The following is an 8,608-nucleotide window of genomic DNA, read 5'->3' on the forward strand; positions in this document are numbered from 1 at the left end:
CATAAAAAAGCACCTGATGGTGCTTTTTTATCTTTAAAATTTTAAGTTAAGCTCGAATAAAACGGAAACATCCCAAAGATCAGGCCTGCTGCTAACATGACAAAACACGTGATTACAGCCCAGATAATGGTAAATTTCTGATGTTGTCCAAACTCGATACCCGCAAGTCCACAGAGTAAATAGGTCGAAGGGACAAGTGGAGAGAGTAGGTGTACAGGTTGCCCTACGATGGAGGCACGTGCCATTTCTACAGGTGCAATTCCATAATGAGCGGCAGCATCGGAAAGAATCGGCAAAACCCCAAAATAGAAAGCATCATTTGACATAAAGAAAGTCATCGGTATACTGATGACAGCGGTAATCGGTGCTAAATAGGGACCCATACTTTCAGGGATAATTGCCACAAGTTGTTTGGACATGGCTTCTACCATGCCTGTTCCAGCTAAAATTCCGGTAAAAATACCTGCAGCAAAAATGATGCCGACCACGTTTAAAGCACTACCTGCATGATGTGCGATTAACTTTTTCTGCAAGTCGACATTTTTGTAGTTGACGACTAGCGCAATACATAAAGCCACCATGAATAAAATAGGCATAGGTAAAATACTAAAAACCAGACAAATCATCAGAACGACGGTTAACAGTGCATTAAACCAACGTAGATCTGCGCGGTTGGCTTCTGGATTATCTGAGATTTGAATGTTTTCACCATGGCTGATATCCAATTGGACAATTCCTAGACGCTTTCTTTCCATGCGACCATACATCGTTCCTAAGAAGTACAACCAGCCGATGGCAAATAACATCGGTAAAACCATCGGAACAAATACATCACTTGGGTCGACATGAAGCGCGCTGGCGGCGCGGGCAGTAGGCCCACCCCAAGGTGTAAGATTCATAATTCCACTAGAGAGCATAATCAAACATGCCATAATCAATGGGCTCATACCTAAGCGCTTATAGAGTGGCAGCATGGCCGCAACACAGATCATATAGGTTGTAGAACCATCTCCATCCAAAGAGACAATTAACGTCAGGGTAATGGTTCCAAGGACAACTTTTAAGGGATCACCTTTGACCATTTTTAAAATAAATTTCACCGAAGGGTCGAACAAACCTGTATCAATCATGATGGCAAAATACAGAATCGCAAAAAGCAGCATGATGCCAGTCGGTGCAAGTTTTTTTACACCTTCAATCATCATGTCGCCAATTTCATTTATTTGTATGTGTGACAAGCTGTCAAAATAAAAACCAAGTAACCACGCAATCAAGGCAAAAAGTAGGGGAATTAAAGTCAGTGCGACAAGTGGGCTTAAGCGTTTCGACATGATCAAATACATAAAGCACAAGATCATGCCCAAACCGAGTACGGTTAACATGGTTCATTCCTTTGAAATATAAAGCTGTTTTTAAATCCAAGGGCAGAGCATAAAGAGAAATTTCATCAGTCAAAACAAAGGTGAGAAAATGTGAAATACATCACTATTTTGATGAAAAATAGTCATTAATAATGAAGGTATTAGGGAAGCGGGATTTTTTGATTTATTTTAATTTTTATTCAAAAAAAGTGGTCTGTTTACATATATTCAACATCTGTAGAGAACTGTAAGTGCGTGTAGATCCAGTTTGATCACAATAAGTGCGCTTAAGCAAAAATAGACAGTAGCGTCCGAATCGGCCAACTAAAAAATCGGAACCAAAAAATTAAGGGATTATAAAAGAACAGACCAAAACGCATGGTTTCGTCATATTGTTGTCGACCGCGTTCATAAGGATAAGGCGTTAAAAACCAAGCAGTGACGATCAGTGCAACACCGAGCAATAGAAATAAAGGTTGTGGATGAGCTTTGAAAAAATAATAGATCAGATAAGCCCCAGTATAAAAACTAAAGCAAGTCAAAATCGCTTTAAGTGAAAAAGACATCTTCGTATTCCATCGTATTTATATTTTATTATTTTAGAAAAAAGAAGAATCGAATTAATCCGATTCTTCTGGTGTATCAAGTTCAGTTTCAGTCTGTTGTAAGCGGGTCACTAATAATTGGTCAATTTTAAAGTGGTCTACATCAACAACTTCAAATTTGTAGCCATGATAAGTAACAAAGTCAGCTGGACGTGGAATTTTACGCAGTTTAAACATCATAAAGCCCGCAAGGGTTTCATAGTTTTCTTCATCGGGCATTTCATCTAAAGCGAGGGCATGCTTTAAATCTTCAATTGGTGTACTGCCATCGATAAGCCAAGAATCTGCATCACGTTTAATAATTTGTTGTTCTGCTTCAATCGGTGTTACCCAGTCGCCCATCACGGTAATCATAATGTCGGAGAGGGTAATAACGCCGACAACCAACGCGTATTCGTTAATTACTACGGCAAATTTTTCTTTGGTTGAACGAAAGCGATCGAGTAATTCAGACAGTGTTAATGTATCTGGAATCGTGAGGACATTACGAATAGTATTTTCATTGAGCTGTAGAAGTGACTGATTGTTGAGGATACGAACCAAAATATCTTTGGCATCCACATAGCCAATCACGTCATCAATATTTTCACTACAGACCAAAAACTTCGAATATGGAAATTCAGCGAGTTTTTGACGAATACTGGCTTCTGATTCTTTTAGGGTAAAGTACACCACGTTTTCACGTGTAGTCATACTTGAAGGGACGTTACGTTCTTCCAGCTCAAATACGTTTTCAATAAAGTGGTGTTCTTGTTTTTGTAGTACACCAGCTTGAGCACCGGCATCCATCACAGCTGAAATGTCGTCAAAGGTAATATTGTCATCACGTGTTGTATTCACTTTGAATAAACGAAACAACAAATTGGCAATGGCATTAATCACCCATGCCATTGGCTTACACACTTTAATAAAGATTTGAATCGGGTCAACAACAGCAACGGCAATTTTTTCAGGTGCGATCATCGCCAAACGTTTTGGCATCAGATCAGCAAATAGAATGAATAAGGAGGTGACTAAAGTAAACGACAGGGTGAATCCAATAGTTTCAGTCCACGGGCCCTGATAAAAACGGGTCACTAAGGTTATGAAATAGGGACGAAATGCACCCTCACCCAAAATACCGCCAAGAATTGCCACGGCATTTAAGCCAATTTGCGATGCAGCGAAAAAGTCTGCTGAGTTGGCTTGTAAGTCAAGCACACGTTGTGCACGTGAATCTCCAGATTCAGCCAAAATTTTAAGTTTTACTTTTCGTGCACCCGCAAGGGCAATTTCTGTTAGTGAAAGAAAACCCGCACCGACGATCAGGAGAATAATAATGACAATATTTTGGAAAAGGCTCACGAATACACCTGTTTGTGATTCATTCTATTTTTCTGTATTTCTAACACAAAAATGGGCAAGGTAGTAGTCTTAACTACTACCTATATAGTGACAGTATACGTTTGAATTAATAAGGAATTAAAGAATTAATTACTGATACTGTGAAAACTGAGAGTTATTCATTAAGTATTCGCGGTTTTCTTCTTCAATCATTTGACGTGCAACATACAAGATAAGTTGACGTAACCAGCGATGAGCAGGGTGATGATGAAGTAATGGACACCACGCCATTTTTAATTCAAATTCAGGAATATAGAATGGTGGATCGCGAAGTAACAGGTTTTGACTTTTGGCTTGAAGGCGAGCAATACGGCTTGGCAGAGTTGCAACCAAGTCAACATTCGAGGCCAATAAGCCCGGCATTTGATAATGACGAGTAAAAACTGAAATTTTACGTTTTTGGCCAATACGTTCTAAGGCTTGATCAATCCAACCTAGACCCGCTTGTTTTTCTGGGTTGACACCAAAACCGACACCCATACCTGTTTTAGACACCCAAATGTGTTGTGCATCTAGATAGCTTTTCAGGTTTAAATTATTTGCAGCAGGATGCTTGGCATTTAAAAGGCATGAAAAACTGTCACGCCAGACCAAAACTTGGTGGAAACTTTGCGGAATTTCATTAAAGCGGTTAATCGCCAAGTCGACTTTACCTTGTTCCATATCTCGATAAGACACATCACTAGGCGTTAAAAAATCGAGAACCACATTGGGTGCTTCTGAGCGCAAAGCTTTTACTAGGCGCGGCACAAGTGTTGCTTCAGCATAATCTGAAGTCATGATGCGGAAGACACGATTTGAGGTGTAAGGGCGGAACTCGGTACGGGGTTCCAAAATCATCGAAAGGTCAGAAAGTGCGTCACGGATACGTGGCTGTAATTCAAGCGCACGTTCTGTAGGTGTCATGCCTTCTGAAGAACGAATAAGAAGTGGGTCATTAAATAAGTTGCGTAGACGACGTAAAATATTACTCATCGCAGGCTGAGTTACACCCAGTTGCTCGGCAGCACGAGTCACATTTTTTTCACGAAGAAGTACATCAAGATAAATTAATAGATTGAGATCGACCCGCTCCAGATTCATAAAATAAATACCGACAATAAAATCATGAAATTTATCTGATTATGCCATAACTACTAAGGCTTGTGTAAAAAATGGATGAAAAAATGACGTGTACTATTGTACTAAAATTCGGCAGTTTTAAGACAAATTTGCTGAAGCGACAGCACATATTTCTTAAACACTTATTACCTGTTTAGACCGATATTTTTAAATAAATATAATAAAAATAAGGAGCAATTTTGATTATGCGAAGTGATGTTCATAAAACTAAAAAGTAAGATGAAATATCTCATTTACATAATCATTTGAGGACGGAATAACTATGCATTTAGTTTGGTAAATTTGGGCAAAAAAGGCGTAAAAAATGCTGTTTTTTTTAAAAGTGAATGCTCAGTCGACTTAAGTCTAATGAAGAATAATTCATCAGAGTGTTTGTAAAATAGACAAAAAAATCAGCCAAATTTATTGATAAAATTATTTAAATACAAATACTTCTGAATATTGGTTAATTATTATAATACGACTTTAATCTACATATTTTTTAAATAAATACTGAAAATTAATGCAGAATATTGGATTAATTTTTTTAGTCAATCTACTCTGTGTCTATCGCAACGAAGTGTTCTAAATCTGAACAATCATTCGAGGGTATGATTTTAGCCTTACGTTGCAGAAAAATCCTAATATTATTACAGGAACATATCATGTCTACATACTTAACAGCGATTGATGCAATCCGTGAATTAAAAGCAAAATTCGGAAGCACTTGGCGCGATATTAGCCCAGAAGATGCTGCACGTATGCAAATGCAAAACCGTTTCAAAACTGGTTTAGACATTGCGAAATATACAGCTGCAATTATGCGTCGTGATATGGCTGCTTATGATGCTGATTCTAGCAAATACACTCAATCATTAGGTTGCTGGCACGGTTTTATCGCACAACAAAAAATGATTGCGAACAAAAAATACTTCGGTACAACTGAACGTCGTTATATCTACCTTTCTGGTTGGATGGTTGCAGCTCTTCGTTCAGAATTCGGTCCACTTCCTGACCAATCTATGCACGAAAAAACTTCAGTTCCTGCATTGATCGAAGAAATCTACACTTTCCTTCGCCAAGCTGATGCGAAAGAATTAAACGACTTATTCCGTGCGCTTAAAAAAGCAAACGAAGCAGGTGATACTGCTAAAGCTGCAGAAATCACTGCTCAAATCGACAACTTCCAAACTCACGTTGTGCCAATTATTGCGGACATCGACGCTGGTTTCGGTAACGAAGAAGCGACTTACTTACTAGCTAAGAAAATGATCGAAGCGGGTGCTTGTGCACTACAAATCGAAAACCAAGTATCTGACGCTAAACAATGTGGTCACCAAGCTGGTAAAGTTACAGTTCCACACGAAGACTTCATCGCGAAAATCCACGCTCTTCGCTATGCATTCTTAGAAATGGGTCTTGATGACGGTATCATCGTTGCTCGTACTGACTCTGAAGGCGCTGACTTGACTCAAAAAATCCCAGTGGTTAAAGAGCCAGGCGACATCGCTTCTCAATACATCAGCTACTTAGACACAACTGAAATTGACATTTCAGAAGCTCAAGAAGACGAAATCCTAATCAAGCGTAACGGTAAACTTCACCGTCCAAAACGTCTTGCTTCTGGCTTGTACCAGTTCCGTCCAGACACGCAAATCGACCGTGTTGTACTTGACTGTGTATCTAGCCTTCAAAATGGTGCTGACCTTCTTTGGATCGAAACTGCGACTCCAAACGTTGAAGAAATTGCTCACATGGTTAACCGTGTACGTGAAGTTGTTCCAAATGCGAAACTTGTTTATAACAACTCTCCATCATTCAACTGGACATTAAACTTCCGTCAACAAGCGTACGATCGTTGGGTTGCTGAAGGTAAAGACGTATCTGCATACGACCGCGCTAAATTAATGAGCGCTGAGTACGATAACTCTGAATTAGCTGCTGAAGCTGACGAAAAAGTTCGTACATTCCAAGCAGATGCTTCTCGTGAAGCGGGTGTGTTCCATCACTTAATTACACTTCCGACTTACCACACAGCTGCGCTTTCTACACATGAACTTGCTCAAGGTTACTTCGGTTCTGAAGGTATGTTGGCTTATGTTGCTGGCGTACAACGTAAAGAAATCCGCGGTGGTATTGCATGTGTGAAACACCAAGCAATGGCTGGTTCAGACATCGGTGACGACCACAAAGAAATCTTCGCTGGTGACAACGCGCTTAAAGCGGGTGACGATGCGAAAAACACAATGAACCAATTCGCTGCTCACTAAGCATTGAACTGATTCGAAAAAAAAGCCCAGCGAAAGCTGGGTTTTTTTATGGCTTTAAAATCTTCTTAAATCCATTTCTTGAAGTGTGTCGATATAAAAAAGCAGGGCATAACCCTGCAAATATAGTGAGACCCCCTTTATTTAAGGCAAAAGGATAATTAACCAAGTAAAAAAAATAATTGCTAAAGCGACGAATTGAGCGGCACTTCCCATATCTTTGGCAATTTTAGAAAGTGGATGCTTGTCTAAAGATACGCGGTCGACAACGGCTTCAATGGCAGAGTTAAATAACTCAACAATCAAGGCAAATAAACACACCACCACCATAAGCGCATGTTCAACACGACTCACATCGAGAAAACAACTGGTGGGAATAAGTATAATATTCATCCAGACAATTTGTCGAAATGCAGCTTCATTTTGATAAGCAGCTTTGAATCCGTCGAGGGAATATTGCGTTGCATTTAAAATTCGTTTAAGTCCAGATTTACCTTTAAACGGGGAAATTTCACTCATAGCACTGTACAGACGTATAGATTTAAAAACTGGCGAAAATATAGCATGCCAAGCTTAAAGTTTTCTTGCATTCAGCTTTTATTTTATTAGGCCTAAAAGTTTAGGATGATTTACATGTGCCTGTATCAAGTTAGTGCTATGTTTATCCAGTATGAGACTTAAAATTTGCCTGAATTTCAGGCACAATACAGGCGTTTAAAATTTTTAATTTTGAAGCCTTTGCTTCATTGCATGAAATAATAAAAGTGATATAGGTCAACAATGAAAAATTTTAGTTTTGCTGTGCTTGCAGCAACACTTTTAACCAGCCAGTTTGTCAGTGCAGAGCCGGCAGTTATTCAAACGGAAATCAAAACGAATGTGACACAGCCCATGGGATTTTATCCTTTCCAAGTGGGTGCATATAAAGTCATTGCTTTAAAAGATGGGACACTCGAATTAAGTCCTGATTTGTTTAAACAAAATTTAACTCCAGAAGAAGTCAGTGCTTTATTCCAAAAGCTTGCGGTTGATCAGAGCAAAGGCATACAAACCAGTGTCAATGCCTATCTGATTGATGATGGACAAGGCGGCATCAGTCTTGTTGATAGTGGTGCAGCCAGTTGTTTTGGACCAAACTTAGGTTCTATTGCACAAAATATTGAAGCGGCCGGCTATAAGCTTAATCGTGTACGCAGTGTTTTCTTAACCCATTTACATCCAGATCATGCATGTGGCATTGCGAAACAAGGTAAGGCTGTGTTTCCAAATGCAACGGTCTACGTCAATGAGCAAGAAAGTCAGTATTGGTTAAGTGAAAATACCGTCGACACTTTGGCTGCTGAAAAACGTGAAGGTTATTTAGCGACCGTTGCAAAAATTAAAGCTGCGATTGCGCCTTATCAAACTATGCGAAGTTTTAAGACCTTTAGCGTTGGTTCGGTGATTAATGGCTTAGAAGTACTACCGAGTGTTGGGCATACACCAGGGCATTATTCTTTTATCTTAAAGTCGCAAGCTAAAAGTTTTGCTATCCTCGGGGATGTGGTTCATTCGTATCATTTACAGTTTGAACAACCCAAGTTATCTGTTGATTTTGATGTCGATCCGGTCAAAGCCAGTGAAACTCGTTTAGCAATTTTTAAACGTTTTGCTCAAGAGCAAACCTTCGTTGCATTTGCACATTTACCATTTCCGGGTATTGGTAAAATTAGTGAAATGAATGATGGTCAGTTCCGTTGGAACCCGCTAAATTTAGCTCCGACAGCTCCGACAGCTCCGACAGCTCCGACAGCTCCGACAGCTCCGACAGCTCCGACAGCTCCGACAGCTCCGACAGCTCCGACAGCTCCGACAGCTCCGACAGCTCCGACAGCTCCGACAGCTCCGACAG

Annotated in this window: 6 protein-coding genes and 2 pseudogenes; 3 read left to right on the forward strand and 5 right to left on the reverse strand. The window is 39.8% G+C overall.

The annotated features are described in order from the left end of the window. Positions 1-41 precede the first annotated feature (41 nt). The 4 genes from FTU29_RS04715 to FTU29_RS04730 all read right to left on the reverse strand — a co-directional run bounded on the left by FTU29_RS04715 (position 42) and on the right by FTU29_RS04730 (position 4,432). Positions 42-1,382, reverse strand: coding sequence for a CitMHS family transporter (locus tag FTU29_RS04715; RefSeq protein WP_180120643.1), 1,341 nt, complete (start codon positions 1,380-1,382; stop codon positions 42-44). A 266-nt stretch (positions 1,383-1,648) separates the two neighbouring features. Beyond that, positions 1,649-1,927 (reverse strand): hypothetical protein, encoded by a 279-nt coding sequence (locus FTU29_RS04720; RefSeq protein WP_078191333.1) that lies wholly within the window; start codon positions 1,925-1,927, stop codon positions 1,649-1,651. Positions 1,928-1,981: 54 nt separating this feature from the next. Further along, the gene (locus FTU29_RS04725; RefSeq protein ID WP_180076756.1) at positions 1,982-3,310 is read right to left on the reverse strand and encodes a hemolysin family protein; all 1,329 of its coding nucleotides are present in this window, start codon (positions 3,308-3,310) and stop codon (positions 1,982-1,984) included. A 129-nt stretch (positions 3,311-3,439) separates the two neighbouring features. Further along, positions 3,440-4,432 carry a LysR family transcriptional regulator gene (locus tag FTU29_RS04730; RefSeq protein WP_078191331.1) on the reverse strand — a complete coding sequence of 331 codons (993 nt, stop codon included), beginning with the start codon at positions 4,430-4,432 and terminating at the stop codon, positions 3,440-3,442. A 683-nt stretch (positions 4,433-5,115) separates the two neighbouring features. Between FTU29_RS04730 and FTU29_RS04735 the strand changes: the two genes are divergently transcribed. Next, positions 5,116-6,720 carry an isocitrate lyase gene (locus FTU29_RS04735; RefSeq protein WP_078192152.1) on the forward strand — a complete coding sequence of 535 codons (1,605 nt, stop codon included), beginning with the start codon at positions 5,116-5,118 and terminating at the stop codon, positions 6,718-6,720. Positions 6,721-6,861: 141 nt separating this feature from the next. Here FTU29_RS04735 and FTU29_RS04740 read toward each other — a convergent pair whose 3' ends face one another. Next, positions 6,862-7,236, reverse strand: a complete 375-nt coding sequence (locus tag FTU29_RS04740) for a diacylglycerol kinase (protein ID WP_067764182.1) — start codon at positions 7,234-7,236, stop codon at positions 6,862-6,864. A 372-nt stretch (positions 7,237-7,608) separates the two neighbouring features. Between FTU29_RS04740 and FTU29_RS04745 the strand changes: the two are divergent. After that, a pseudogene (locus FTU29_RS04745) lies at positions 7,609-8,340 on the forward strand (MBL fold metallo-hydrolase); the annotation flags it as partial. 132 nt (positions 8,341-8,472) lie between these two features. Continuing rightward, positions 8,473-8,608, forward strand: a pseudogene (locus FTU29_RS17390) (hypothetical protein); the annotation flags it as partial.

The sequence above is a fragment of the Acinetobacter sp. YH12086 genome (assembly GCF_013419345.1).
Classification (GTDB): Bacteria; Pseudomonadota; Gammaproteobacteria; order Pseudomonadales; family Moraxellaceae; genus Acinetobacter; species Acinetobacter amyesii.